The following is a 23210-nucleotide window of genomic DNA, read 5'->3' as shown; positions in this document are numbered from 1 at the left end:
GTGCGGCCCAGGGCCCGGCGCACCTGGGCCGCAAGCCGGAGGAACAGATAGGCCAGGGCCAGGACCAAAAAGACCGTGAAAAGGACCACCACAAAGCCCAGGGGTTCCTTCCGGGCCTCTGCGGCCAGGATAAGGACGCTGGCCAAGGCCCCGGGGCCGGCGATCAAGGGAATGGCCAGGGGAAAGACGGAGATATCCGCCCGGAGGCGGGCCTCATCCTTTTCCTCCTCCGTTTCCCGCTCGTGGTGGGCGAAAACCATCTCGGTGGCGATGCGGAAGAGGAGGATGCCCCCGGCGATGCGCAGGGCCTCGAGGCTGATCCCCAGGTAGCCCAAAAGCCCCCGCCCGAAGAAAAAAAAGGAGACCAAAAGCCCCCCCGCCACCAGCACCGCCTTCCTGGCGATCTGGGCCTGTTTCCTTTGAGGACGGTCCCCGGCCAGGGCCAGAAAGACCGGCACCAGCCCCACCGGGTCCATGACCACGAAGAGGGTGAGGAAGGATTTGAGGAAAAGCTCCAGCACGAAGGCCTAAAGGCGCATCTTCCCCGCCACCAGGAGTTCCCCGAACTCCTCCTCCAGGGCCCTCGCCCCTTCCTCGGTCCGGGCCACCACCAGGATGGTATCCTCCCCCGCCAGGGTGCCCACGATCTCATCCCGCTTGAGGCGGTCCATCAAAAGGGCGATGCCGGAGGCGTGGCCCTCCGCCGTCTTCACCACCAGGATATTCCCCCCCCGGTCCACGTCCTTGACGAAGAGGCCAAACTGCCGCTTCAGTTCCTCGTAAACGTCCTCGGGAAGCTCCATGGAGGGCAGGGCGTACTTGTGCCGCCCCTTGCCCAGGGAAACCCGGGCAAGCCTCAGCTCGGCAATGTCCCGGCTCACCGTGGCCTGGGTCACCTCAAACCCCAGCTGCCTCAGGCGCTCCACCAGCTCCTTCTGCGTGCCGATCTCCTCCCGGCTCACGATCTCCTGAATGGCGCGGTGCCGCTCCGCTTTGCTTCGCATAGACACCCCTCTAACCCTTCCAGAACTCTTTAACCAAGTCCAGTATACGGTCGGCCACCTGCCGCTTGGGCATGCGGGGGAGTTCCAGCACCCGGCCATCCCGGAGGAGGAGGACCACCTCGTTCTCGAGGCTGCCGAAGCCCACTCCCTCGCGGTTCACCCAGTTGAGGACGATGAGGTCCAGGTTCTTGCGGAGAAGCTTCTCCTTGGCCCGCGCCAAACCCTCCCCGGTTTCCATGGCGAAGCCCACCAGGACCCTCGGTCCCTTGTTCTCCCCCAGCTCCTTGAGGATGTCGGGGTTGGGAAGGAGGCGGAGAACCTTCTCCGCCGCCACCTTGGGCTCCTTCTCCCGGCTCACCTCCGCCGGGCGGTAGTCGGCCACCGCCGCCGCCATCACCACCGCCTGGGCCCAGGAATAGCGCCCCAGAATGGCCTCGCGCATCTCCAAGGCGCTTTCCACCCGCACCACCTCCACCCCCCAGGGGGCGGGCAGGGCCGTGGGCCCGGAAACCAGCACCACCTCCGCCCCCCGGTCCCGGGCAGCCTCGGCCACGGCATAGCCCATGCGGCCTGAGGAAGGGTTGGAAAGGTAGCGCACCGGGTCCAGGTACTCCCAGGTGGGGCCGGCAGACACCAGAAGCTTAAGGCCCTTAAGGTCCTTGGGGGTGAGGAAGGCCTGAAGCCTCTCCAAAAGCTCCTCGGGCTCCAGCATCCGTCCCCATCCCTCCCCCTCCCCCACCGCCGCCAGAGGTCCGTGGGCGGGACCGAAAAGGGCATGGCCCATGCCCTCGAGGGTCCGGGCATGCTCCTGGGTCCTGGGGGAAAGCCACATGGCCTCGTTCATGGCCGGGGCCCAGGCCACCCGCTTAGCCCCTGCGAGAAGCGTGGCGGAAAGGAGGTCGTCGGCCAGACCCAGGGCCGCCTTGGCCATGGCGTCGGCGGTGGCGGGAGCCACCAAAACCACATCGGCCCAGCGGGCGAGTTCTATATGTAAGGCCCGGCCATCCGGCCTGAACCAGGCCTCCTCCGTGGCCACCTCCCCTCCAGCGGCCACCGCCAGGGAAAGGGGGGTGATGAACTCCAGGGCCCTGGGGGTGGCCAGGACCCGTACCTCGTGGCCCTGGCCCCTGAGAAGACGGAGGAGGTGGGGGGCCTTGATGGCCGCCACCCCCCCCGTCACCGCCACCAGGACCCGGGCCACCTACTCCTCCTCTTCCACCGGGTAAAGCCGCTCCATCTCCCTCTGCAGGCGGTCCTCGGGCACCAGGTTCTCCCCGAAGACCAGCCTTCCCGTGAGCATCTCCTTCATGGCCCAGGTGACGGGGTTGGGGTCGTCCAGGATCCCCTCGAGGGTCCGCATCTTGGGCCTCTCCTCCGGCTCCAGAACCGTGTTCTTAAAGCGGTGGCGGAGAAGCTGCTCCGCCCGCTTGGCCACCACCACGGTGAGCCGGTACTTGGAATCCACCATGCCAAAAAGCTTGTCAATCCCGGGTTCCGCCATAACTCCTCCGTAGAATCTCGTCCAGCTCAGCTTCCAGGTCCTTATCCCGCTTCAAGGCCCTCTCCAAGGCGGGGCCCATCCTGGGGGTACGCCGCCTCTCAGCGGTAAGGATGGCCAGGAAGTCAGCCACCGCCTCCTCCAGCACATCGTTCACGATCACGTAGTCAAAGAGGTGGGCGTTTCGTATCTCCCACTCCGCCTGCTTCAGCCGCTTTTCGATCTTCTCCGGGGCGTCCTTGCCCCGGTAAACCAGACGTCGCTTCAGCTCGGAAAGGGAAGGGGGCAGGAGGAAGATGAGGACCGCCTCCGGTACCTTCTTGCGCACCTGCAGGGCTCCCTGGACCTCGATCTCCAGGAGGACATCCTCCCCCCGGGCCAAGGCCCGCTCCACCGGAGCCTTGGGGGTACCGTACAGGTGCCCCACGTACTCGGCGTGCTCCAAGAACCCATCCTCCCGCAACAGGGCCTCAAAGGTGGCCCTGTCCACAAAGTAGTAGTCCACCCCATCCCGTTCCCCGGGACGCGGGGGACGGGTGGTCATGGAGATGGAGTAGAAGAGGCGGGTGCGCTCCAGCACCTTGGCCCGCACCGTGCCCTTCCCCACCCCGCTGGCCCCGGTCATGACGAAAAGGCGGCCCCCCATACCCCTCACCCCGGGAGGATACCAAAGCCACCTGGAGGAGGCAAGGATTTTTGTGACCTATAACACACTACCCGCGTGGTACACTTGGCCCCGTGGCCTGGTACGAGGGCGCTTTCTTCTACCAGATCTTTCCCGACCGCTACTTCCGGGCTGGCCCTTTCGGAAAGCCTGCCCCGGCGGGTCCTTTGGAACCCTGGGAAGCACCCCCCTCCCTCAGGGGCTTCAAGGGGGGAACCCTCTGGGGCATAGCGGAGAAAATCCCCTACCTCAAGGACCTGGGGGTGGAAGCCCTTTACCTGAACCCCGTCTTCGCCTCCACCGCCAACCACCGGTACCACACCACGGACTATTTCCAGGTGGATCCCCTCCTGGGGGGGAACATGGCCCTAAGGCACCTCCTGGAAGTCGCCCACGCCCACGGCATGCGGGTCATCCTGGACGGGGTCTTCAACCACACGGGTAGGGGCTTTTTTGCCTTCCAGCACCTTTTGGAAAACGGAGAACAAAGCCCCTACCGGGACTGGTACTACGTGAAGGGTTTTCCCCTAAACCCCTATAGCCGCCACCCCAACTACGAGGCCTGGTGGGGCAATCCTGAGCTTCCCAAGCTCCGGGTGGAAACCCCGGCGGTGCGGGAGTACCTCCTGGAGGTGGCGGAGCACTGGATCCGCTTCGGCGCGGACGGCTGGCGGCTGGACGTGCCCAACGAGATCCCCGACCCCGAGTTCTGGCGGGCCTTCCGCAGGAGGGTCAAGGGAGCCAACCCTGAGGCCTACATCGTGGGGGAGATCTGGGAGGAAGCCGACTTCTGGCTCCAGGGGGATATGTTCGACGCCACCATGAACTACCCCTTGAGCCGGGCCATCCTGGGCTTCGTGGGGGGAGAGGTCCTGGACCAGGAGCTATCCTCCCGCTCGGGCCTGGGGCGGATCGAACCCCTGCAGGCCCTGGCCTTCAGCCACCGCCTGGAAGGCCTCTTCAGCCGCTACCGCCCGGAGGTGGTGCGGGCCCAGATGAACCTCCTCACCTCCCACGACACCCCCCGCCTCCTCACCCTCCTTAGGGGAAGCGTGGAGCGGGCTAAGCTGGCCCTTTCCCTGCTTTTCCTCCTGCCCGGAAACCCCACGGTGTACTACGGGGAAGAGGTGGGGATGGAAGGAGGCCATGACCCGGAAAACCGGGCGGGCATGGTCTGGGACCCGGCCCGCTGGAAGGAGGAGATCCGCCAAACCGTGCGGCGTATGGCCCGCCTGCGCCAGGAACACCCCGAGCTCCGCACCGCCCCCTACCAGCGGGTCTATGCCGCAGACGGGCACCTGGCCTTCACCCGGGGGCCCTACCTGGTGGTGGTGAACGCCTTTTCCGAGCCTTTCCGCCAGGATTTTCCCCTGCATGGCGCCCTGCCTCGAGGGGCCCAGGCCGTGGACCTCCTCTCCGGGAAAACCTGCACCCCGGCAGGAGGACGCCTTTGCGGGCCCGAGCTTCCCCCCTTTTCCGTGGCCATCTGGGTGGAGGTCTAGGGCCAGGCTCCTTCAAAGCGCAGGAGCCAGGCCTTAAGCCCTTCCTGCCCGGCAAACCCCCCAAGCCGCCCGTCGGCGTGGATCACCCGGTGGGCAGGCACCAGGAGGAAAAAGGGCGAGGCCCGCATCCCCGCCCCCACCGCCCTCGGGGAAAGGCCAAGCTCCCGCGCCAGGCTCCCATAACTTTCCGTGCGCCCGTAGGGGATAAGGCGCACCCTCTCGTAAAGGGCCACCCGTTTGGGGGAAAACCCCGTGTAGTCCAGGGGGATGTCCAAAAAATCGGGCTTTTCCCCGGCAAAGTAGGCCAGCACCCGCTCCCGCACAGCTTCCGCCAAGGGGCCCCTGGCCTCGAGGCCCCGGGGGAAGAGGGTGGGCTCCAAACGCCGCACTCCCCCAGGGCTCACCTCGAGCCACAAAGGACCGATGGGCGTGGGAATCAACATGGCTCCTTAGCGGGGTCGGCCGAGGCTATCTTGTGGCCCAAGCCTCCTCGGGGTCCGAAATCCCACCCAGCAAAAGGTCGGAGAGGAAGGTGCCGGGGAAGTAATGCCCGAGGATCTCCCGGTACCCGTACCCTGCCTCCGCCATGCCCTTGGCCCCCCACTGGGAAAGCCCCACCCCGTGCCCTGCTCCCCGGCCCTCCGCCTGCCAGCCCCTAAACTCCACCAAGGCCGAAGGCAGGCCCAGGTTCCGCACCAGCCGCTGGGCCTCCGGGCCCTGCACCTCCACCCCCAAAAGCCGCAGGCGCCACACCCTTCCCGAGGCGCTTCGCTCCAGCACCACCGGGGAATCCCCAGGGGAGCCAGCCTGGGGCGTACGGCCCATGGCCCTCAAGGCCGCCGCCGCCCGCTCCGGGCTCACGGAAAGCTGCCACTGGCTTTTGGGACCCCGGGCGTAGGGGTCCGGCCTCGGCCGCAAATAGGGCAGGGCCTTCTGAAAGACCTCCTCGCTCCCTGCGGTCATACCCCCGGAGTCGGCGTGGTAGAGAGCGGAAATGGCCCTTCCCTGGTAGCTGAGGACCTTCCCCCGGGTACCCCTCACCGCCTCAGTATGCCTGGGGGTTTCCACGGCCAAGCCCAGGTAGACCTGGCAGATCTCGCTGGCGCAGAGGTCGTAAGGAGCCCGGGGATTCAAGCGGTTCACGGCGAAGGTGCGGGCCACCACCGCCTGGGCCTTTAAAGCCTCCTGGGGGAAGCCCTCGGGCATCTCGGCAGGGAGGACGCCGAGGAGGTAGTCCTCCAAAAGGACCTGGTTCACCACCCAAAGCCTCCCCCCCTGGGCAAGAAGGCGCACCCCACCCCTATAGGTGCGCCCATCAAGGCGGAAATAGGGTCCGGGAAACTCCCAAAAGGGCTGGAGCCTGCCCTCCACCCAGACCCCTTGGGCCTCCCCCCTGGCCCGCACGGTTCCCTGGCCCTCCGGCAGGAGAAGGGATACCTCCTGGCCCTCCGGCACCTCCTTAAGGAGCACCCTGAGGAGGAGGTCCTCCTTCTGGCCCCGGGAGGGCAGGAGCCAGACCAGCAAAAGGAGGCATGCCAGAAGGGCACCCTTTAACCCATGCGTCATATACTGCCCCCATCCTACCACCTAGCCCAAAACCAAGGTGGCCTTTCCCGAGATGGGTGCCTCCTGGAGCTTAAAGAGGGCCTCCGGGTGGCGCAAGGCGTACATGGCGAAGGGGTAGACCCGTTCCTGGGGCAGGCCTCGAGGCAAAAGGTGCCGCTTGAGGCGCTCCAGGTGATGCAGAAGGACCGCATCCCGCCCCATGCGGGCGCGAAGGAGCTTCTTCAAAAGCCTTTCCCCCTCCCCCTTCAGCCTCGCCTGGAAGCGGCGGAAAGGCCTTTCCAAGGTGGGCTCCAGGGCATGGGCCTTCTGGCCCAGGGCCTCCACCTCCTCCAAGAGGCGCAAAAGCTCGGCCTCGAGGCCCCTGAACCCTTCCAGCACCTCCTTGACAGCCTTAAGAAAGGCATCCTCCCCCCCATCCACAAACGCCCAGGGATCCAGGCGGTACCTCTCCACAATGCGGCGGATGGGAGGCTCCAAAACCACCGCCCTCAGGCGAAGGAAGAGGGCAGGCATGGGGATGCCGTAAAGGGCGTAGACCCCGGAAAGCTCGGCCACATACCGGAACTCGTTGGGACCCACCACGAAGCCCGCCGTGGGCAGAACCAGGTCCTGGAATACCGGCCTCAAGCCCGCTGCGGGGGTGAGGCGGCTGGGATCGGTCCTGAGGATCTCCAGAAGCTCCTTTTTGCCGTAGCGGCGCACCCCGTCGGTAAAGGCACCATCCTGGTAAAAAAGCAGTCTTCTCTGGTCTGTTTCTAAAAAAAGATTGGTGGCTCCTGGCTTGCGCTTCAAAGGAGGCTTGCCCCCCAAAGCGCGGATGCGCTCCGCCTCCTGGTTGATGGCCTGGGCGCTGGCCAGGGGGTCCTCCAACTCCCTTTCCAGGGCCTTTTGGAAAAGGGGGGCAAGCTCCGGGGCCATGGGGTCAAAGGGAATGAGGCCCCGCTCCCCCAGAAAGGCCAAGAGGGTGCGGGCGAAAAACTCGGACAGGGTTTCCCCCTCCAGGGCGTAGGCTACCCGGGCATCCCGGGACCAGGGGCCCAGAAACTCCCTCACCGCCTCTCGGTAAGGGGCAAAAGGAATCCGCCCTGCGGGAAGGGGCGGCAGGGGCAGGGACAGGGTACGCACCTCCTCCTCCAGGAGAAGGTGAAGGTGGCGCACCTCCTCCACATCGTGGTCCTGGGAAGCCACCCAGAAGAGGGAAGCCGCCCCCACCTTTTCCGCCAGGCCCAAGGCGGTGTGGGCCTTGTAGAAGGTCAGGGCCGGCCCTCCCAGAAGCCCTGCCTGCTGGCCCGTGACCACCGCCCCCTGCCCCAGGCCCTCGAGGGCCGCCAGGACCTCCCGTGGAGCCTGCAGACGCTTCAGGTAAGCGGTAAGCGCCGAAGAGAGTTGGGGATGTCCTTCCCGGCCCAAGCGCTCTTTGAGGACCTCTTCCCCCTGGGGTAGGCCCAAAAGCTGGGCCAGGACCTGGGCTTCCATGCTTCAAAGCCTAAAGCGCCTCGGCCAGGCGGGCAAGGGCCTGGGGTTCCCGGACCTCCACCCTCCGGTAGCCCAGGTCCACCACCCCCGAAAGGGCCCACTCCCCCAGGAGCTTGGTCACGGTCTCCCGGGTGGCCCCCACCATGCGGGCCAGGTCCTGGTGGGAAAAGGCCACCTCCCCCGCCTGGCTTAGCCTCAGGAGAAGCCGGGCCAAGCGCTGGCTCACGGAGAGGTGGCGCAGTTCCCAAAGCCGCTCCTCCGCCTCCTTCAGCCGGGCGTAGAGGGCCTCCAGGAGGAAGCGCTCCACCTCGGGAAAACGCGCCCGCACGGGGGCCAGGGCTTCCTGGGGGGCGAAGAGGAACTCGGCGTAGGTCAGGGCGGTGGCCCCCGAAGTGCGCCTTCCTCCCCCCACCAGGGCCTCCTCCCCAAAAAGCCCCCCAGGCCCCACCACCCCCAAGGTGGCGGGCTCCCCTTCCGCCGAGCGGGGTCCCTCCAGCCAGACAAGCCCTTCCCGCACCAGGTACACCCCGTCCGCCCGGTCCCCCAGGGCGTAGAGGGGGGTACCCCGCAAGACCCTCTTGGGCTGGAACACCCTGGCCATCTCCCGCCGGGCCTCGAGGGAAAGCTCCTGGAACATGCCCCGAGTTTACAAAAAGAGGGGGGCTTCGGAGGAAGGGATAAGCCCCCGGGCCTCGGCCTCAGCGAAGAGCCTCTCCACCGCCTTTTCCCCTTCCTCCCCCACGTCCTGGCTGAACCCGTTCACATAGGTGCGCACATGGGCCCAGATCACCTCCTCCGAAAGCTCCTGGGCATGGGCTTTCAAGTAGGGAAGGGTTTCCTCGGGATGGGCAAAGGCGTATTCCAGGCTCCGCCGCACCGCCTCGTCCAGGGCCTGGATGAGCTCCTTCCCCAGGTCCCGCCAGGCCAGGATGGCCCCCAAGGGAAGGGGCAGGCCCGTTTCCCCCTCCCACCACTCCCCCAGGTCCAGGACCTTGACCAGGCCGTACTCCGGGTAGGTGAAACGGCTTTCGTGGATGATGAGACCCGCCTCCACCTCCCCTTGGGCCACCAGGGGCATGATGCGGTCGTAGCGCACCTCCACCGGCTCAAACCCTTCCGCGTACAGGGAAAGGAGCAAAAAAGCCGTGGTGTTCCGCCCGGGGATGGCCACCCGGGCTCCCTTCAGGCTCCTCAAGGGCTTCTTGGCCACCACCAAAGGGCCCACCCCTCTTCCCAAGGCTCCCCCGCTCCTTAGGGCCACATACCGGTCCCGCACCCTCCCATAGGCGGCATAGGAGAGCTTGGTCAGGGGTAGCCTCCCCTCCAAAGCCCAGCGGTTCAGGGTTTCCACGTCCTCCAAAACCGCCTCCACCGGAAGGGGGCTTTCCACAAGGCCATGGGTGAGGGCGTAGAAGATGAAGGTGTCGTTGGGGCAGGGGGAGTAGCCCAGCTTCAGAACCGGCGCCTCCATGAACCCTACTGTACCCCCTTGAGGGCCCGTTTGAAGAGCTCGGGGGCGAAGGCCTTGAGGGCTCTCAAAAACCCCGTGGCCCCCCGGGCCCGCCCCGGGATCACGTAGACCGGAACCCCCAGGCGCTCCGCCTCGAGGCGCACGGGCTCGGAGAAGTCGTGGCCCACATAGCTGGAAACCACCATGAGGCCATGGGCCTTCTCCAGGCGGTTCTGGATACGCCTCAGGGCCTCCTTGCCCACCCCGGCGGTGTCCGCATCAAACCAGTCCACCTTGAGGCCCCGGGCCTCGAGGAGGGGAACCAGCCGGCTCCTGAGCTGGGTGTGCCCGCCCACCACCAGAAGGTGCTCCCCGTGGAACTGGGGCAGGCCCTCCTGCAGGAGCTCCTCCTTGGTCTCGGGCAGGGCCTTTGGGCTTTCCCCCAAGGCCTCCAGGCCCCGGCTCACCGCCTTAAGCTCCTCCAGGTAAAGGGTAAGGCTCTCGTCGTGGGGCCTCAGGAAGAGGAGGTTTCTTAAGACTTCCCGGGAAAGGTCCAGGTCCTTTTCCCGGTAGAGGGCTACCTCCAAGGCCTTCTGCCAGTGCTCCGCCGCCTTCCGCCAGTTGCCCTGGGCCTCGTAGTGCTCCGCCAGGTCAAAGAGCACCTCCAGGGCCTGGGGGTCAGCCTTCAGTTCCTCCAGCAAGAGCCTTTCCACCTCCTCCCCCCGCCCCTCGGCATACAGGGCTGCCAGGTACTGCCCCCGCACCTCCGAGGCCTCGGGGCTTTCCCGGAAACCACGGGAAAGCCGGTAGGCCAGGGCCAGAAGCTCCAGGGGGGGCTTGGGCGTGCGGCCCAGGGCCTGGTAGAGAAGGCTGAAGGCAGCCCAAGGACCCTCCAGCCTCTCCAGAAGGGCAAGGAGCCCCATGAGGTCCTCCTCGGCCACCTCGGAAAGCCCGGCATCCCGGGCCCGGGAGAGAAGCTCCCGGGCCAAGACCTCCTCTCCCCCCTTCAGGGCCTCCTGGGCCAGCTGGAACAGGTAGGGGGCAGGGTAGGCCCTCAAGGCGTGGGCCCGCTTGTGGTCCCCCAGGATCTCCTTAAGGGGCCGCCTGAGGGCCCTCTTCACCTGGGCCAGGTGGTGGTAGGCTAGACCCGCCACCTCCCCTTCCCCCCGCTCCGCCGCCCGCTCCAAAAGGCGCAGGGCCTCCAGGTGGCGCCCCTCCCGTTCCCGGAGCATCCCAAGAAGCAGCAAGGCCTCGGGGATCTCCGCCCGGGCCAGAGCCTCGGTGAGGTAGGGCTCCACCGGCTTTAAGTCCTCTAGAGGCCGCACCTCCAGAGGGGAGCGCACCCTCAGGGCCACCAGGGCAAGCCCCAAGAAGCCCTCGGCCTCGTCCAGATCCGCAAGCCTCCTGGCATACCGCTCCGCCCGGGCAAAAAGCCCCTGGATCAGGGCGGCCTTTAAGCCAAGCCGGAGCATCTCCCGGGTCAGGAGGGTTGGGGAAAGGTCCTCCACAAACTCCGCCCGGCGGCTTACCTCCGCCCACTCCCCTTCCCGGGCGAAGCGGCGCATGCGCTCGGTGATCCGCTCCAGGGCCTCCCGCACGTACCCTTCCGCCTCGGGCAGGCCCGATTCCACAAACTGCCTGAGGGCGTCCGCATACCGCCCCAGGCTCAGGTAGACCCGGCCCAGGTAGATCCGGTACCTTCCTCCCCTCCCGGCCAGGGCCTCGAGGCGGGGCCTGGCCCGCTCGTACTCCCCGAGCTCCACCAGCACCATGGCCCTCAGGTCCTCCGCCTCCTCGGAAAGGGCCCGCCTTAAGACCTCCTCCGCCTCGGCATAGCGGGAAAGGGCGAAAAGGGCCCGCCCCCTCAGGCAGGCCGCCTCCCCTTCCACTCCCTCGGGCAGATGGGCCAGCACCTCCGCATACCGCCCCGCGGCCAGAAGCTCCCGCACCTCGGAAAGATCCCCCTCAACCAGAACGGGAACCTGCAGGGGCGCCTCCTCAAGCTCCAGGGAAGCTTCCTCGTCCACCGCCAGGGACCAGGCCTCCTCTTTAACCTCCAGTGCCTCGGGCCTTCTCGCCAGCACCAGAAAGTACTCCCCTTCCCCCACCCGCTCCACCTGGTCAAACCCCAGGTGCTTCAGGCCTTCCTCCACACCTTCCGGGCTTTTGCCCAGGAAGGGTCCGTGGCCGTAGATCAAAAGCCCACCGGGCTTCAAAAGCCGGGCCAAAAGGGGAAGGCGATCAAAGAAGCCGAAGCGCTTCCAGAAGGAAGGAGCCTCGAGGCGGCTTTCCAGCTCCTGGTCCACAAAGCCCTCGGGGAACACGGAAAGGAGAAGCAGGGTGTCAAAGGGAGGAAGCTCCGCCTCCTCCGCCCAGGCCGCATGCCAGACAACCTCGGGCACTCGCTTTTTCCCAAGCTCCACGGCCTCCTCCACCCCGTCCAGGGCGTGGAAGGAAAGCTCGGGCCGCTTCCTTTGCAAATAGCCCACCAAGGCCCCGGTGAAGGCCCCCACCTCCAAAACCCGCCCCTCCAAGCGGGAAGGCACCTCCCGGGCGTAGAACTCCAAAAAGGGGAGGTGCATGCCGTAGACCAAGGCCTCCCCCTTGGGCACCTTGAGGATCTCCTGGTAGAAACTTCGCACCGCCTCCCTGCCGCCCCCCGAAAGGTAGGCCCGCCAGGCTTTGAGAACAGGCTCCCGCTTGGCGGGACTTCCCACCCGCTTGGCCAACTCGGCCTCAAAGCGCCCTGGGGAAACCGGCCCCAAGACGCCAAACCGCTCCTTCAGGTATAGCCTTAGCTCATCGGGCATTTGCCGGAAGTCTACCAAAGGGAGGGGGGGTTGGTCCAGCAGAAATCCCCCGCCCGGGCATAACCCCAAGCGGGGGGAACCCCAGCCCGCTAGGCGGGAACCTCCTCAGCGAAGAGGTCGGCGTAGCGCCGCTTGGCCCGCATGGGAGCCCGGTGGTAAACGTAGGAGGCCAGGAGGGGGAAGGCCAGGGTGGCCTCGGCAAAGACCATCTGGGAAAGGGCGGCGTCCACCTTGCCCCAGCTTTGGGCCTCGGAAAGGGTGGAGCCGGAAAGCCCCCCATCCCGCTCGTCGGCCACGGTGATCTGGATGGCGTACTTGTGCATCTCCACCTGGTGGCCCAAGACCTCCGCGGCCACCACGATGTCCTGGGCGAAGTTCTTGGGCACCCCACCCCCCAGCATCACCAGGCCCGTGGTGCCGGCTTTGAGCTTGATCTCGGTAAGCTCGCGGAAGTCGGCCACGGAGTCAATGGTCACGTGGGCCTTGGGGTTTTTCACCTGGTGGTAGACCAGGCCGAAGCCCGCGGAGGAGTCGGAGAAGGCCGGCACGAAGATGGGCACCCCCTCCTCGTAAGCAGCCCGGACGATGCTCTTCTCCCCCAGACCCCTTTCCGCCAGGTAGTGGCCCATGTGCCAGATGAACTCCCGGCTGGAGTAGGGCCTAGGCTCCAGGGAATCGGCGATCTCGGCGATGGTGTAGTCCGTGTGGCGGAGCTCCTCCTCGTCGATGTAGGTGTCGTAGATGCGGTCGATCCAAAGCCGCCTAAGGGTTTCGTCGTCAGCCTTGGGGTCCCCCTGGTAGTGGCGGTGGCCCAAGGCTTCAAAGAAGTCCTGGTCCACAATGTTGGCCCCGGTGGCCACGATGGCGTCCACCAGGCCCTTCCGGATGAGGTCGTGGATGATGAGGCCCTGGCCCGCGGAAACCAGGCTCCCCGCCAGGGTGAGGATGACGGCGGCGTCGTCCTCCAGCATCTTGAGGTAGATCTCCGCCGCCCGGTAAAGGTTCCGGGCCTGGAAGGCAGTCTTGCCCATGGCCTCGAGGATGGGCCCAGCGTCAAAGGCCTTGATGTCTATGGGAACCACGGGCGTAGAGAGGAGTTCTTTCTTCTCCATCCTTCTCCTTTCTACGCGGGGTGGGCGTCGGGCGGCTCCCCCCTTGTTCGCGCCCCCTGCCTTTAGGGCAGGACTTCCAGTATACCACCCCCGGCGATGGGGGGGTAGACCTCGAGGGGGCCCTCCACTTCCTCGTGGGGCTCCACCATCCTTCCACCCACCGCCAGAAGCCAGGCCTCCTCCAGGGGAATGCCCAGCTTCTCCAGGGCTTCCTTGGGCGTCTTGGCCTCCACCTCGAGGACTTCTCCAAACCGCCTAAGGTCCCCGTGAAGGACCACCTTCATCAGTATCCCTCCAAAACCACGTTCCTAAGGGGCTCACCCCGGAGGTACCGCCCCACCTGCTCCGCCAAAAACCGGGCCGCCCGGCGGTGGAAACCCTGGGAAAGCCCGGCCACATGCGGGGTGATGAGGACTCCGGGAGACTGCCAAAGAGGATGGTCGGAAGGCAGGGGCTCAGGGTCGGTGACATCCAAGGCCGCCCGAACCTTCCCCTCCCGTAGCGCCTCGAGGAGGGCTTCTGTGTCCACCACTGGCCCCCGGCCAGCATTCACCAAAAGGGCTCCCGGCTTCATCCAGGAAAGGAACTCCCGGCCCACCAGCCCCCGGGTTTCGGGGGTAAGGGGAAGGAGAACCACCACGGCATCCGCCTGGGGCAGAAGATGCGGGAGGTCCTGGGGAGTGTAGACCCCGGGACGGGCGTGCCTGGCCACGGGCAGCACCTCCACCCCAAAGGCCCTAAGCCTCTCCTCCACGGCTTTCCCAATGGAACCGTAGCCCAATAGAACCACCTTCTTGCCCTCGAGGTCGGCCAGCACCCTGGGAGCCCAGCGCCCTTCCCCCTGGGCCTGCAAAAAGGCAGGCAGGTCCTTAAGAAGGGCCAAAAGGCTCATCATCACCCACTCCGCCACGGGCACGTCGTGGATGCCCGAGCCATCGCAAAGCACCACCCCCTCGGGCACAAGGGGCAGGATCCAGTCCACCCCGGCGGAAAGGGTCTGGACCACCTTGACCTCTACTTGTTCCAGCACCCGCCGCACCACTGCCTCCTGGCCGAAAGGAGGCAGGAAGAAGTCCACCGCCTTGGGCCAAGGCTCGTCCAGGTAATGCACCTCCACCTCTTCGGGTAAAAGGGCGAAGACCTCTTCCCTAAGCCTTGGGCTCAAGATGCGCACGCTAGCCTTCCGGCTGACCACGGGTCACCTCCATGTACACATCCTCCCTTCCCTTAGGCCCCGGGCCCAGGCCCACCTGGCGGAAACCCGCCTTCTCAAAGGCCCGCCTGGCCCTAAGGTTATGGGCAAAGGTGCGGAGCTTTACCCGCGTAAGCCCCAAGGGACCGAAGGCGTAGGCCAAGGCCGCCCGCACCGCCTCCGTGCCGTAGCCCTGGCCCCAGCGGTCCTTCCGCCCGATGAGGATGCCCAAGGTGGCCTCCTCCGGGGTGAGGTCGTAAAGCTCGAGGGTGCCCAGATACTCTCCCCTCTCGTCCAGGATGACGAAGGCCAGGCGGTCCTTTCGGCGCATCTCTGCCAGGACGAAGCGCTTGAAAAGCCAGAAAGGCGAGCGCAAGGGGCTCGAGCCGTTCCACTCCGCCACCTCGGGGTCGCGGAAGGTCTCATAAAGCCCCTTCCACTCCTCCTCAGTGAGCCCCGCGCTAAAGGGCTTCAGGGTAACGCGGCCATAGCGGGGCCAGTCCACACGAATAGCCTAACGGAGGCTAGGGGTAAAGCCCCCTGAGGGCCCTGGCCTCGAGGACCCGGGTGGCGGCCACCACATAGGCCGCCGTGCGCAAGGGAATCTTCTTCTCCTGGCTCACCTGCCACACCGCCTCAAAGGCATTCCTAAGGACCCGCTCCAAACGAGCGTTGATTTCTTCCTCCGTCCAGAAGTAGGAGTTGAAGTCCTGCACCCACTCAAAGTAGCTCACCGTGACGCCCCCGGCGTTGGCGATGACATCGGGCACCACCAGGACCCCCTTCTCCAGGAGAATGTCATCGGCGGCCGGGGTGGTGGGGCCGTTGGCCCCCTCGGCGATGATCTTGGCCTGGATCCGCCAGGCGTTTTGCTCGGTGATCTGCTTTTCCAAAGCCGCAGGGATGAGAAACTCTGCGGGCACGGCCCAGAACTCCGGGTTGGGCAGGGGCTCGGCCTTGGGGTAACCCCGCACCCCCCCGAACTCCACCACGTGCTTGAGAAGGTCGTAGGGATCTATCCCCGCCTCGTTGTAGATGGTGCCCGTGTGGTCCTGGATGGCGATGATCCGGGCCCCGTGGTCGTGGAAGATGCGGGCAGCGGCGTTCCCCACGTTGCCGAAGCCCTGGAGGATGACCCGGCTTCCCTCTATGGGAAGGCCTATCTTCTCCGCCGCCGCCCTGGCGGTGACGAACACCCCCCGGCCCGTGGCGTCCCGCCTTCCCAAGGAACCCCCCAGGGCGATGGGCTTCCCCGTCACCACCCCCGGCACCGTGCGGCCCACGTTCATGGAAAAGGTGTCCATCATCCAGGCCATCTCCCGCTCCCCGGTGTTCACATCGGGAGCAGGGATGTCCCGATCCGGGCCCAAAAGGATCCCGATCTCCGAGGTGTAGCGGCGGGTCAGGCGCTCCAGCTCCCCCGGGGAAAGCTTCTTGGGGTCCACCCGGATGCCCCCCTTGCCGCCCCCATAGGGCAGGCCCACGGCGGCATTCTTAATGGTCATCCAGGCGGCCAAGGCCATCACCTCGGAAAGGGTCACCTCGGGGTGGTAGCGCACTCCCCCCTTGGCCGGCCCCCGGGCGGTGTTGTGGTGGACCCGGTAACCCTCAAAGTAGGCCACGGTGCCGTCGTCCAGATGGATGGGCACATCCACGATCAGGATCCGCTTGGGCCTCTTAAGGCTCTCCGCCAAAGGGGCATACCGCCCCAGGTAGGGGACCACCCGGTCCACCTGCTCCACGAAGATCTCCCAAGGACCGCCGTCCTTGCCCAGGTAGGAAAGGGGTTCGCTCTTCATAGACACTCCTCTTAGGGGTAGACGCCTCTTAGCCGCGTGGCCTCGTTCACCCGTTCCAAGGCCAGGGCCATGGCCCCGGTGCGCAGGTCGGTGGAAAGAACCTCGGCCCGATCGCACACCTCAGCCACCGCCTTGGCCACGCTTTTAGCGAAGCTTTGCCGCACTTCCTCCTCGCTCCAGAAGAACATGTTGAGGTCCTGCACCCATTCCAGATAGCCCGCCAGAAGCCCCCCGCCCCCCGTGAGGAGGTCCGGCACCACCAGGACTCCCTTGCCCAGGAGGTAGGCCTCCCCCTCGGGGGTCAGGCCGAAGTTGGCGGCCTCCAGCACCACCTGGGCCCGCACCGCCTTGGCTGTGTCCCCGTTCAAAGCCCCCTCGAGGGCCGCCAGGACCAGGTAGTCCACATCCAAGGCGAAAAGCTCCTCCGGGGCAAGGTCGTAGCGGGGAAGTTCCCCCGTGGCCTCGTAGTGGCGCAGGACCTCGGCCACCTCGAGGCCCTCTTCCTGGTACATGGCCCCCCGGGCCGTGGATACCGCCACCACCTTCAAGCCCATCCCTTCGGCATGCAAGGCGAAACTGCCTCCCACCTGGCCGAAGCCCTGCACCGCCACCCTGGCCCCTTCCAGGGGAAGCCCCCGGCGCCCGGCAAGCTCCTTGAGCACCAGGGCCACCCCAAGCCCAGCGGCATCGTCCCGGCCCTCGCTCCCCCCAAGGGCATGGGGCTTGCCCGTCACCACCCCCGGCACCGTGGAGCCCACGGTCATGGAGTAGGTGTCCATGATCCAGGCCATCACCTGCTGGTCGGTCCCCAGGTCGGGGCCCAAGATGTCGATGTCGGGCCCGATCAGGTTGACCAGCTCGGCGGTGTAACGGCGCACGAGCCGCTCGAGCTCCCTCCGGGAAAGGAGCCTGGGGTCGGCGGCAATCCCCCCCGCCGCCCCGCCAAAGGGCAGATCGTAAACGGCAGCCTTCAAGGTCATCCAGGCGGCCAGGCCCGCCGTCTGGCCCAGGGTTACCTTGGGATGGATCCTCACCCCCCCCTTAGCGGGCCCCCGGGCGATATCGTGCACCACCCGATAGCCCTGGAAAACCCGCACCTTCCCGTCGTCCATGACCACGGGCAGGGAAACCGTGACCAGGCGCTTGGGGTGAGCCAGGTACTCCACCGTGGTGGGGTGGATCGCCGCCACCCTTAAGGTCTTTTCCAATCGCTCCAGGAAGGCCTCCCAGAGGCCTGGGTCCTCCGGGGACCTGTATGCGGGAATAGCCATAGCCTCACCGGAGGGGATTATACCCTGCTCGGGGAGGGACGGCTGCCCCACCCGGCTCCAGGTTCCAAGAAGTCAGGAAAGGCGCTCGGCTTCCTTTAAGGCCAGGGCCTCGAGGGCCTCCTTGTAGGGGGAGGGAGGAAGGGGCTTGAGGGCCGCGGCGGCCAGAAGCGCCCTCTCCCGGATACGCCTTTCCACCTCCTCCGCCACCCCGCTTTCCCAAGCCAGCATGCGCAGGCGGTCCAGATCCCCTTCACGCCTTCCCTTACGCCTCAGAACCTCCCGCACCTCGGGAAAGCGCTCCATGAGAAGAAGGGTGACCAACGTGGCCTTTCCCTCCCGCACATCCCCCCCCACCGGTTTGCCCAAGGCCTCGGGGGTGCCCATGAGGTCCAGGTAATCGTCCCGCATCTGGAAGGCCTGGCCATAGTAAAGGCCAAAGCGGGCCAAGGCCTCCCGCACCTCCCCATCCACCCCCTTGAGGAGGGCGGGGCCTTCCGTGCTGAGTTCCATAAGCACCGCCGTTTTGGCGGTGATGATGCGCTCGTAGTTCTCCAGGGAGTAGTCCTCCAGGGCCGCCACCTGGAACTGCAACACCTCCCCTTCGCTCAAGGTCTTGGCCACCTGGGCGAAGCGCTCCACCAGCTCCATCCTCCCGGTCCTGGCGATCACATGGAGGAGCCGGGAAAGCAGGAAGTCCCCCGACAACACGGAAACCGCATTCCCGTACCGGCGAAACGCCGCCTCCTTGCCCCGGCGGGTTTCCGCATCGTCGATGAGGTCATCGTGGAGAAGCGTGGCGGAGTGCAGAAGCTCCACCGCCAAGGCCAGCTCCATCTCGAAGGGAGCGCCCCCGATGGCCCTCGAGGCCAGAAAGACCAAGCGGGGGCGGATGCGCTTGCCCCCCGCCGTCACCAGGTCCTGATGAATCACGCGCACGAAGAGGACGTCGGAGGCAATCAGCTCGGAGAGAGCCTCCTCAAACCGGTTAAGGGGGGCCTCGAGGTCGGGAAGAACCACCACGCCCCCCAGTATAGCCTTCGATGAGAGAGCAAAGTCCAGGCTAGGCTATTGGCCCCTTAAGGGGTACTTAATCTGGTACTCCTGGACCCAGGAAATCTCCTTTCCATTAGAGGTCCGGGCATGCCAAGTAACCTGATAGCGCCAATTCAAGGGTGCTCCCTGGGCCAGATGCTCTTGTGCAACCCTTCCATCCAAGCTGAACGTAAACGGATCGGACTTGGTTGTTTCGTACACAAAGTTTCCGCCGCCAACTTCTTTCCGTCCTGGCGGAATTCTTATGCCTACAGTCCCACTTCCCAGCGACTCTCCCGGGAAAACCTCGTTACCCGCATCATCTAATACCGTGTACTCATAACTCTCCAGGAATCCTTCCGGGGCCCCTGGTGCCACCTGAACGTAAGCCTTGTTGACCACAATGATTATTTGGCCTGTCTGATCAACCTCATAACCCAACTGGGCGGGCTCCAAATACACCTGGTAGCTTTGGAAGGCTGGCTTAAAAATCACATCTGAACACGCGGACAGCGCCAGCGCCCCAACCAATCCGACAAGAAGTCTCATACCCCTCATAGTCTCACCCCATCATTTCCTCGCGCCACTTGGGATTCAGTATAGCAAAGCTAAGCCTAGCTAGGCCCGCCAGGAAGTCCACGTTCTCCACCGCCACCTCCTTGGGCACCTCCAGCACCGTGGGAGCGAAGTTCAGGATGCCCTTGATCCCCGCGGCCACCAAGCGATCGGCTGCCTCCTGGGCTGCCTCCCGGGGCACGGTGAGAAGGGCGATCTCTATGCGGCCGGGCACCCTTTGGGGAAGCAGATCCATGGGCTCCACCACCCCGTCCCTCACCCGGCGGCCGATTTTCTCGGGATCCACGTCGAAGAATCCCCGTAGCTCAAAGCTTTCTCCAAACCCGGGGTAATCGGCCAAAGCGCTACCCAGACGGCCCATACCCACGATGCACAAGCCCCACTTTCGGTTCAGGCCCAGGATGTGGCGGAGTTCCCGCTTGAGCACGGGCACCGTGTAGCCCACCCCCCGGGTGCCGTAGGAACCGAAGTAGGAAAGGTCCTTCCGCACCTGAAACGCCGTGACCTGGGCTTCCTCCGCCAGCTGCTCGGAGCTGGTGCGGTGAACCCCTTTGGCCTCCAGCTCCTCCAGAATGCGCAGGTACGTGACCAACCGGCTGATGGCTGCACTGGGAACCTTCATCGCACCTCCAAGGCCTCGAGGCCCAAGGCCTGCACCTTGGCCTTGACGGCCTCCTTTTCCCCCTCGGCCACCGGGCCCACCCGCACCCGGTAGACCCCATCCTTCACCAGAACCACGGGCAGGCCCACTTCCCTGAGCTTCGCGGCCAGGGCCAGGGCGTTTTCCTCCTTCTGGAAAGCTCCCACCTGGAGGTAAAGGGTGCCCGAGGCCGGCGGGGCCGCTCCCTGGCCGCGGTACACCTGAGCCCCGTAGGCGGCCAAGGCCTCCGCTACCCGTTTGGCCTCGGCCTCGGTGGCGTAAGGACCCACCACCACCCGGGTCAGGTTTCCCGAAGGCTCCAGGCGAGCCGGGTACCCCTTCTGGGCCAGCTCCTGACGAAGCCTGGCCGCGTTTTCCGGATTGGCAAAAGCCCCCACCGCCACCCGGTAGGTTCCCCCCGGCGCAGGTGCCGAAGGAGCAGGTTCGCTTGGAGGGGATCCTCCAGGCGAGGCTGTGGGTTTTTCCTGGGGTGCTGGCTTGGACTCCGCTGGAGCCTGGGGTAGGGGGAGCACGGTGACCACGGGTTCAGGGGCCGGTTTGGCCTCAGGGGAGGGTGCCTGGGGAGCAGGCTCCACCTTGGGAGGCTGGACCGGGGAAGGAGGGGGCGAGGAGGTGACCGAAGGCCCGGGCATGGGCGAGGCACTCTCCCTTGGCCGGGCAAAGGGATTGATGCCGGTCAGGTAAAGGACAATGCCCGCCGCCACCAGAGCGATGAGAAGAAAAATGAGGAAGTCCAGCCAGTTTTCCCGTAGCCAGCGCATTCTACCTCCGAAGCAGGGCCCGCGCCTCCCTCGAGCCCAGGGCCGCCGCCTGGTTCAAGGCCCGCTCGGCTTCTGCCTCCCGGCCCAGGCCCCTTAAGGCCAGACCCAGGTTGTACCAGGCTGCCGCCTGCCTGGGGGCTCTTCCCAGCACCTCCCTGAGGACCAGTTCCGCCTCCCCGAAGCGCCCCAGGGCCACCAAGGCTGCTGCCAGGTTCACCCCCACCCCTGGATCGCGGCCGGACTCGTAAAGGGGGCGCAGGAGGGCCAAGGCCTCCTCCAAGCGGCCCATCTCCAGCAACAACGTGCCCCTAAGGGCCTGGGCCTCCGGAGTGGTAAGCCCCTCGAGGAGCTTCAAAGCCTCCTCCTTCCGGCCCAAGGCGTAGGCAGCCTGGGCCTTGAGGAAGCTCCCCGGAGGTCCTGCCTCCTCCGCATACCGGTAGGCGTTCTTATAGTCCTTAAGCCGCAGGTAGGCCGCCGCCAGGGCCAAGGCCACCTGGGGCTCGGGGCTGGCCCGGTAGGCGGAAAGCAGGTACCCCAAGGCCCCCTTGGCATCCCCCGCCTCGAGGCGGGCTTGCCCCAGGAGGTAGGCGGCCTCCCAAAGGGAAGGATCCAGGGCGTAGGCCTCCTTAAGCAGGGGCTCCGGGCGGGAGGAAAGAAGGGCCTTGCGCAGAAGGAGTCTCGCCCTAGCCTTCCCCTCCACCGCCTTAAGACCCCGGTCCAGCTCCCTCAGGGCCCTTTCCTTCAAGCCCTCCTCCGCCAGGATGCGGGCCAGCAGGTCCCAGCCCTCGGCCGACCTGGGTTCCCGGTTGAGAAGCCCATAGAGCACCGGCACCGCCTCGGCCCGGGCCCCTGCGGCGTAAAGGGCCTGGGCCAGGGCCAGGTGGTAGGCGGGGCTCCGCTCCGGGGTAAGCCCTTTGCGCAAAACCTCTGCTGCCTCCTTGGCCTGGCCTGCCTCGGCGAGGGCGCTGGCCCACCCCAGGTAGGCTTCCTCCGTGGGGGAAAGCTCCGCCGCCTTGGCAAAGGCCTCCGCTGCCTCCTTAGGCTTTCCCAGGCGCAGGTACACCTGGCCCAGGTTGTAATGGCCCTCGTAACGGTCGGGGAAAACCCGGACCATCTGGTCAAAGGCGAAGCGGGCCTCCTCGAGGCGGCCCAAGCGGAAGAGGCTCACCCCAAGGCCCAGATGGGCCTCGAAGCGGCTATAGTCCTGGGCCAAAACCTCCTCATAGGCCAGGACGGCTTGAGCATACTCCCCGGCCTTGAACAGCGATTCCGCCCGTTCCAAGGAGGTCTGCGCCAAAGCCAGACCCAGCCCCAGGAGAAGGGTGAGGGCTTTGGGAAAAGGTCTCGTCATAAGGGCCTCCAAACCCGTCGTTGCCTTAAGCATAGCACAGCTCCAGGGGAAGGGTCTTTGTTATTCTAAGGGCGTGGGTCCTGCGTTGGGCAAGGCCCTGGACCTGGACGCCCCCCGGGTCTTGGTCCTGAACGCCGCCTACGAGGTCTTGGGGCTTGCCAGCATCAAGCGAAGCGTCCTCCTGGTGCTTTCCGGGGGGGCGGAGATGCTCTCGGAAAGCGGGCGCTACCTGCACACTCCCTCCACCCGGATCCCGGTCCCCAGCATCATCCGCTTGAAGCGCCTGGTGCGGCGGGGGCCAAGCCGCATCCCCCTAAACCGCCGCAACATCCTGAGGCGGGACCGCTACACCTGCCAGTACTGCGGCCGCCAGGGAGGGGAGCTCACCGTGGACCACGTGCTTCCCAGAAGCCGGGGAGGCAGGAGCACCTGGGAGAACCTGGTGGCCGCCTGCCGCTCCTGCAACCTGAAGAAGGGGGACCGCACCCCCGAGGAGGCGGGGATGCGCCTGCTAAAGCCTCCCCGGGCGCCCAAGGCGCCCCTTTTTCTTTCCGACCTGAAGGAGGTCCCCGAGGACTGGCAGCCCTACCTTCAAGCCTGGTTGTCCTAACCCCTAGCGCCGCACCGTGAGGACCACGGCCAAAAGCACCAAGCCTGCCCCCAGGTAGGCCCAGAGGGAAAGCACCTCCCTAAAGAGGAGGAAGGCGAACAGGTTGGCCACCACGGGCTCGAGGGTAGCCACCACGCTGGCCCGGGTGGCGGGAAGGCGCTTCAACCCTGCGTAGTAGGCCAGATAGGCCCCGTATGTGGAAAATACCCCCAAAAAGAGCAAGGCTTCCATGGCCCTTGGGCTCAAGGGAGCAAACTCCACCCAGGGCAGAAGCCCCAAGGCCCCCACGGGCAGGGCGTAGAGGAAGAGGGTGGGGGTGGCGTAGCGGGGAAGGTAGAGCTTGCCGAAGATGTAGTAAAGCGCATAGGTGAAGCCGGAAAGGAGCCCAAAGAAAAGGGCAAGGGAGAGGACCCTTACCCCGCTTCCCCCTCCCACGCCCATAAGCCCCACCCCCAGCAGGGTCAGGGCCACCGCCAAAAGGCCGGTGCGGTCCAGGGGCTCCTTCAGGACCACCAGGGAAAGGAGGGCCACCCAGGCCGGGGCCGTGTACAGGAGGACGGAGGCCAAGGCCGCCCCCCCGTAGACCACCGCCAGCTGATAGGAACCGTAGAAGAGGGAAACCCCCACCAGGCCGAAAAGAAGGAGGGGCAAGGCATCCCGCCTTTCCACCCTGACCTGGCGCAGGAGCAAGGCGTGCAGGCCGAAGAAGACCCAGGCAATGCCTGCCCGGAAGAAGGCCACGGCCAGGGGAGTAAGCCCCTCCTGAAAGGCCAGGCGGCTTACGGGGCCGATGAGACCCCAAAGGAAGGCAGCCAGGAGCAGGTACAGGTAGCCCATGGGGAAGAGTGTATAATCCCCCCAGTGCCCTATGGAGG

25 protein-coding genes are annotated in these 23210 nt (G+C 65.9%); 2 read left to right on the top strand and 23 right to left on the bottom strand.

The features are described from left to right. The 5 genes from AC27GT_RS07980 to gmk form a co-directional block, all read right to left on the bottom strand. Positions 1–521 (bottom strand): MarC family protein (locus tag AC27GT_RS07980; RefSeq protein WP_487223901.1); only part of this gene is annotated, 521 nt, incomplete at its 3' end. A gap of 6 nt (positions 522–527) precedes the next feature. Then, entirely contained in the window at positions 528–1004 is a 477-nt protein-coding gene (gene argR / locus AC27GT_RS07975; protein ID WP_015718057.1) for an arginine repressor, read from the bottom strand. A gap of 10 nt (positions 1005–1014) precedes the next feature. Beyond that, positions 1015–2205 carry a bifunctional phosphopantothenoylcysteine decarboxylase/phosphopantothenate--cysteine ligase CoaBC gene (gene coaBC, locus AC27GT_RS07970; protein ID WP_487223900.1) on the bottom strand — a complete coding sequence of 397 codons (1191 nt, stop codon included), beginning with the start codon at positions 2203–2205 and terminating at the stop codon, positions 1015–1017. Beyond that, on the bottom strand, positions 2206–2505 hold the full coding sequence (rpoZ, locus tag AC27GT_RS07965; protein ID WP_015718059.1) for a DNA-directed RNA polymerase subunit omega: 300 nt from the start codon (positions 2503–2505) through the stop codon (positions 2206–2208). Beyond that, a complete protein-coding gene (gene gmk, locus AC27GT_RS07960; protein WP_015718060.1) occupies positions 2486–3148 on the bottom strand; it encodes a guanylate kinase in 663 nt (220 codons plus the stop codon). The genes rpoZ and gmk overlap by 20 nt, the downstream gene beginning before the upstream one ends. A 92-nt stretch (positions 3149–3240) precedes the next feature. Between gmk and AC27GT_RS07955 the strand changes: the two genes are divergently transcribed. Further along, positions 3241–4668: a glycoside hydrolase family 13 protein gene (locus tag AC27GT_RS07955; RefSeq protein WP_054392219.1), complete on the top strand. Its 1428-nt coding sequence runs from the start codon at positions 3241–3243 to the stop codon at positions 4666–4668. On the opposite strand, the gene AC27GT_RS07950 is transcribed toward AC27GT_RS07955, so the two are convergent. The 17 genes from AC27GT_RS07950 to AC27GT_RS07870 form a co-directional block, all read right to left on the bottom strand. After that, the gene (locus AC27GT_RS07950) at positions 4665–5111 is read right to left on the bottom strand and encodes a methylated-DNA--[protein]-cysteine S-methyltransferase (protein ID WP_041438722.1); all 447 of its coding nucleotides are present in this window, start codon (positions 5109–5111) and stop codon (positions 4665–4667) included. The two genes, AC27GT_RS07955 and AC27GT_RS07950, sit on opposite strands and share 4 nt — an antisense overlap. A 25-nt stretch (positions 5112–5136) precedes the next feature. Next, positions 5137–6234 carry a SpoIID/LytB domain-containing protein gene (locus tag AC27GT_RS07945; protein WP_015718063.1) on the bottom strand — a complete coding sequence of 366 codons (1098 nt, stop codon included), beginning with the start codon at positions 6232–6234 and terminating at the stop codon, positions 5137–5139. 21 nt (positions 6235–6255) lie between these two features. Continuing rightward, complete coding sequence (gene bshC, locus AC27GT_RS07940; protein WP_038030034.1) at positions 6256–7710, bottom strand: bacillithiol biosynthesis cysteine-adding enzyme BshC; 1455 nt, start codon at positions 7708–7710, stop codon at positions 6256–6258. 10 nt (positions 7711–7720) lie between these two features. Continuing rightward, positions 7721–8347, bottom strand: coding sequence for a Crp/Fnr family transcriptional regulator (locus AC27GT_RS07935; protein ID WP_015718065.1), 627 nt, complete (start codon positions 8345–8347; stop codon positions 7721–7723). 9 nt (positions 8348–8356) lie between these two features. Further along, the gene (locus AC27GT_RS07930) at positions 8357–9181 is read right to left on the bottom strand and encodes a menaquinone biosynthesis family protein (protein WP_487223899.1); all 825 of its coding nucleotides are present in this window, start codon (positions 9179–9181) and stop codon (positions 8357–8359) included. Positions 9182–9186: 5 nt separating this feature from the next. After that, positions 9187–11970: a tetratricopeptide repeat protein gene (locus AC27GT_RS07925; RefSeq protein WP_487223898.1), complete on the bottom strand. Its 2784-nt coding sequence runs from the start codon at positions 11968–11970 to the stop codon at positions 9187–9189. A gap of 89 nt (positions 11971–12059) precedes the next feature. Further along, on the bottom strand, positions 12060–13082 hold the full coding sequence (locus AC27GT_RS07920; RefSeq protein ID WP_487223897.1) for a 1,9-bis(guanidino)-5-aza-nonane synthase: 1023 nt from the start codon (positions 13080–13082) through the stop codon (positions 12060–12062). Positions 13083–13144: 62 nt separating this feature from the next. Further along, complete coding sequence (locus AC27GT_RS07915; protein ID WP_015718069.1) at positions 13145–13366, bottom strand: hypothetical protein; 222 nt, start codon at positions 13364–13366, stop codon at positions 13145–13147. Next, a complete protein-coding gene (locus AC27GT_RS07910; protein ID WP_487223896.1) occupies positions 13366–14256 on the bottom strand; it encodes a 2-hydroxyacid dehydrogenase in 891 nt (296 codons plus the stop codon). The genes AC27GT_RS07915 and AC27GT_RS07910 overlap by 1 nt, the downstream gene beginning before the upstream one ends. 1 nt (position 14257) lies before the next feature. After that, the gene (locus AC27GT_RS07905; protein WP_015718071.1) at positions 14258–14779 is read right to left on the bottom strand and encodes a GNAT family N-acetyltransferase; all 522 of its coding nucleotides are present in this window, start codon (positions 14777–14779) and stop codon (positions 14258–14260) included. 19 nt (positions 14780–14798) lie between these two features. Continuing rightward, a complete protein-coding gene (locus AC27GT_RS07900) occupies positions 14799–16073 on the bottom strand; it encodes a Glu/Leu/Phe/Val family dehydrogenase (protein ID WP_487223895.1) in 1275 nt (424 codons plus the stop codon). 11 nt (positions 16074–16084) lie between these two features. Next, positions 16085–17344 carry a Glu/Leu/Phe/Val family dehydrogenase gene (locus tag AC27GT_RS07895; RefSeq protein ID WP_487223894.1) on the bottom strand — a complete coding sequence of 420 codons (1260 nt, stop codon included), beginning with the start codon at positions 17342–17344 and terminating at the stop codon, positions 16085–16087. 72 nt (positions 17345–17416) lie between these two features. Then, entirely contained in the window at positions 17417–18361 is a 945-nt protein-coding gene (locus AC27GT_RS07890; protein WP_487223941.1) for a polyprenyl synthetase family protein, read from the bottom strand. 48 nt (positions 18362–18409) lie between these two features. Then, positions 18410–18925 carry a hypothetical protein gene (locus tag AC27GT_RS07885; protein ID WP_487223893.1) on the bottom strand — a complete coding sequence of 172 codons (516 nt, stop codon included), beginning with the start codon at positions 18923–18925 and terminating at the stop codon, positions 18410–18412. Positions 18926–18938: 13 nt separating this feature from the next. Beyond that, the gene (locus AC27GT_RS07880) at positions 18939–19574 is read right to left on the bottom strand and encodes a redox-sensing transcriptional repressor Rex (RefSeq protein ID WP_015718077.1); all 636 of its coding nucleotides are present in this window, start codon (positions 19572–19574) and stop codon (positions 18939–18941) included. Next, positions 19571–20374, bottom strand: coding sequence for an SPOR domain-containing protein (locus AC27GT_RS07875; protein ID WP_038030039.1), 804 nt, complete (start codon positions 20372–20374; stop codon positions 19571–19573). The genes AC27GT_RS07880 and AC27GT_RS07875 overlap by 4 nt, the downstream gene beginning before the upstream one ends. 1 nt (position 20375) lies before the next feature. Then, the gene (locus AC27GT_RS07870) at positions 20376–21725 is read right to left on the bottom strand and encodes a tetratricopeptide repeat protein (protein WP_487223892.1); all 1350 of its coding nucleotides are present in this window, start codon (positions 21723–21725) and stop codon (positions 20376–20378) included. A 97-nt stretch (positions 21726–21822) separates the two neighbouring features. Here AC27GT_RS07870 and AC27GT_RS07865 point away from each other — a divergent pair, with 97 nt between their 5' ends. After that, a complete protein-coding gene (locus tag AC27GT_RS07865) occupies positions 21823–22335 on the top strand; it encodes an HNH endonuclease (protein ID WP_038071884.1) in 513 nt (170 codons plus the stop codon). A 3-nt stretch (positions 22336–22338) separates the two neighbouring features. Here AC27GT_RS07865 and AC27GT_RS07860 read toward each other — a convergent pair whose 3' ends face one another. Next, positions 22339–23172 (bottom strand): DMT family transporter, encoded by an 834-nt coding sequence (locus AC27GT_RS07860; protein WP_487223891.1) that lies wholly within the window; start codon positions 23170–23172, stop codon positions 22339–22341. Positions 23173–23210 lie beyond the last annotated feature (38 nt).

The sequence above is a fragment of the Thermus sp. KWY1 genome (assembly GCF_057547025.1).
Note: the sequence above shows the minus strand (reverse complement) of the source record. Positions and strands in the feature narration are given on the sequence as shown.

Excerpts from the sequence above, each read along its gene's own strand:
- AC27GT_RS07945 (WP_015718063.1), bottom strand. The coding sequence starts at position 6,234 with ATGACGCATGGGTTAAAGGGTGCCCTTCTGGCATGCCTCCTTTTGCTG.
- AC27GT_RS07900 (WP_487223895.1), bottom strand. The coding sequence starts at position 16,073 with ATGAAGAGCGAACCCCTTTCCTACCTGGGCAAGGACGGCGGTCCTTGG.
- AC27GT_RS07915 (WP_015718069.1), bottom strand. The coding sequence starts at position 13,366 with ATGAAGGTGGTCCTTCACGGGGACCTTAGGCGGTTTGGAGAAGTCCTC.
- gmk (WP_015718060.1), bottom strand. The coding sequence starts at position 3,148 with ATGGGGGGCCGCCTTTTCGTCATGACCGGGGCCAGCGGGGTGGGGAAG.
- AC27GT_RS07950 (WP_041438722.1), bottom strand. The coding sequence starts at position 5,111 with ATGTTGATTCCCACGCCCATCGGTCCTTTGTGGCTCGAGGTGAGCCCT.
- rpoZ (WP_015718059.1), bottom strand. The coding sequence starts at position 2,505 with ATGGCGGAACCCGGGATTGACAAGCTTTTTGGCATGGTGGATTCCAAG.
- AC27GT_RS07925 (WP_487223898.1), bottom strand. The coding sequence starts at position 11,970 with ATGCCCGATGAGCTAAGGCTATACCTGAAGGAGCGGTTTGGCGTCTTG.
- AC27GT_RS07895 (WP_487223894.1), bottom strand. The coding sequence starts at position 17,344 with ATGGCTATTCCCGCATACAGGTCCCCGGAGGACCCAGGCCTCTGGGAG.
- AC27GT_RS07920 (WP_487223897.1), bottom strand. The coding sequence starts at position 13,082 with ATGGAGAAGAAAGAACTCCTCTCTACGCCCGTGGTTCCCATAGACATC.
- AC27GT_RS07885 (WP_487223893.1), bottom strand. The coding sequence starts at position 18,925 with ATGAGACTTCTTGTCGGATTGGTTGGGGCGCTGGCGCTGTCCGCGTGT.
- AC27GT_RS07860 (WP_487223891.1), bottom strand. The coding sequence starts at position 23,172 with ATGGGCTACCTGTACCTGCTCCTGGCTGCCTTCCTTTGGGGTCTCATC.
- AC27GT_RS07930 (WP_487223899.1), bottom strand. The coding sequence starts at position 9,181 with ATGGAGGCGCCGGTTCTGAAGCTGGGCTACTCCCCCTGCCCCAACGAC.
- bshC (WP_038030034.1), bottom strand. The coding sequence starts at position 7,710 with ATGGAAGCCCAGGTCCTGGCCCAGCTTTTGGGCCTACCCCAGGGGGAA.
- AC27GT_RS07870 (WP_487223892.1), bottom strand. The coding sequence starts at position 21,725 with ATGACGAGACCTTTTCCCAAAGCCCTCACCCTTCTCCTGGGGCTGGGT.
- AC27GT_RS07935 (WP_015718065.1), bottom strand. The coding sequence starts at position 8,347 with ATGTTCCAGGAGCTTTCCCTCGAGGCCCGGCGGGAGATGGCCAGGGTG.
- argR (WP_015718057.1), bottom strand. The coding sequence starts at position 1,004 with ATGCGAAGCAAAGCGGAGCGGCACCGCGCCATTCAGGAGATCGTGAGC.
- AC27GT_RS07880 (WP_015718077.1), bottom strand. The coding sequence starts at position 19,574 with ATGAAGGTTCCCAGTGCAGCCATCAGCCGGTTGGTCACGTACCTGCGC.
- AC27GT_RS07875 (WP_038030039.1), bottom strand. The coding sequence starts at position 20,374 with ATGCGCTGGCTACGGGAAAACTGGCTGGACTTCCTCATTTTTCTTCTC.